General features: G+C 71.1%; 1 protein-coding gene and 1 pseudogene. Both read left to right on the top strand.

Annotated features, from left to right (window positions below; all coding sequences use genetic code 11):
* Nucleotides 1-810: pseudogene (locus APM_RS09270) on the top strand (hypothetical protein); the annotation flags it as partial.
* A gap of 63 nt (nucleotides 811-873) precedes the next feature.
* Nucleotides 874-1,604: AsmA family protein (locus APM_RS09275; RefSeq protein ID WP_007423107.1), on the top strand; the 731-nt coding region annotated here is incomplete at its 3' end.

Consider the following 1,604-nt stretch of genomic DNA (forward strand, 5'->3'; position numbering starts at 1 on the left):
CGCGCCGACCTCCGCCCCGATCCGGCGATCCGCAGCCTCTCGCCGCTGCTCGGCCGCGGTTTTCTGCTCCCCTTCCCGATCCTGCCGCGGGAGCGGTTCCGCTCGGTCGCGCTGCCGACGCCGATGGCCCACACCCAGGCTGACCTTCCGCTCCGGCTCGACGTCTTCGCGCCGGACGGACGCAAGGTGGCCGAGCACCGGCCCGGCACGCTCCCGCGCGACCATGCCTGCGCCATCGATCTCGACGAGGTGCTGCCGGAGGGCGCGCTGCCGGAGGGCGGGCATGGCGAGCTGGTCTACGACTTCGCCGGGGGTGGCGAGGCGGATGGATGGCTGCACGGCCTGTTCCGCTACGAGGCGCGGGACGGCTCGCACGCCGCCGAAACCAGCTTCGGCGCGCACGTGTTCAACACGCTGATGACCTGGAAGGGCGAGCCGCAATCCTATTCCGGCCCGCCGCCCGGCCTGTCGACCCGGCTGTTCCTCGATCTCGGCAGCGCGACGCGGCCGAGCTTCTGCGTGCTGACCTACCCCGCCTCCGCCGCCTGGCATCCGCACTCGGCCACCGTGCTGATGCTGCACGACGCCGAGAGCCGCGTGCTGGCCGAGCAGAAACTGGCCATCGCCTGCTCGGGTTCGGCCATCGTCGAGCCCTGGCGGATCTTCGGCGCCGAGGTGCTGGCGCGCGCCGCCGGCGGCTATGTCATCATCCGCGACGCGACCTGCCGGCTGTTCGGCTATCACGGCAAGCACGACGGCGCCGGCCTCGGGCATGGCGCGTTTTCGTTCGATCACATGTTCGGGTTCTGAATTCAGCGCAATCCCGCGCCGCCGCCCTCGCAACGATCGCGGTTTTGGCGTAAGGGGTTGATCATGCAGGCAAGACGGACCTTCCGGCGCATCGCGGTCATCGTTGTCGCGATCGTCATTCTGGCACCGCTCGCGGTCATCGGCCTATTCCTCGCGAGCTTCGATCCCAACAGCTACAAGCCGCAGGTGATCGCCGCGGCGGAACGGGCGCTGCACCGGCCCGTCAGCATCGACGGGCGGCTGCGCATGAGCCTCTCGCTGGTGCCGACGATCTCGGCCACCGGCATCACCATCGCCAATCCGCCCGGCTACCAGAACACCAATCTCGCCACCCTGCGGCGGATCGAGGCGAAGGTCGCGCTGCTGCCGCTGCTGCGCCACCAGCTCAACATCCTCGATCTCGTGCTGGTCGATCCGGTGATCAACCTCGAATACGGGCCGACCGGCACGCCCGACTGGCTGATCGGCCAGGGCGCCCCGGCACCCGCCGGCACCGGGTCAGGCACCGGGTCCGCATCCGGCCCGGCGGCCGGCGTCGCCCTGCAATCGGTCTCGATCGAGAACGGCACGATCACCTACCACCCGCCGATGGCGCTGGTCCCGCTCAACGCCGGCCAGCCCGCCGCGCTGGCGACGCCGCAGCCCACCGTCCTGCACATCGCCCGCTTCACCGGCCGCGCCGCCTCGCTCGACGCGCCGCTGCAGCTGGCGATCGACGCGCAATACAACGGCACCCCCTTCACCGTGGCCGGCACCACCGGGCCGGTCTCGCGGCTGACCGGCAGCGTCGCCGG

It is taken from the genome of Acidiphilium sp. PM, from assembly GCF_000219295.1.
Classification (GTDB): Bacteria; Pseudomonadota; Alphaproteobacteria; order Acetobacterales; family Acetobacteraceae; genus Acidiphilium; species Acidiphilium multivorum.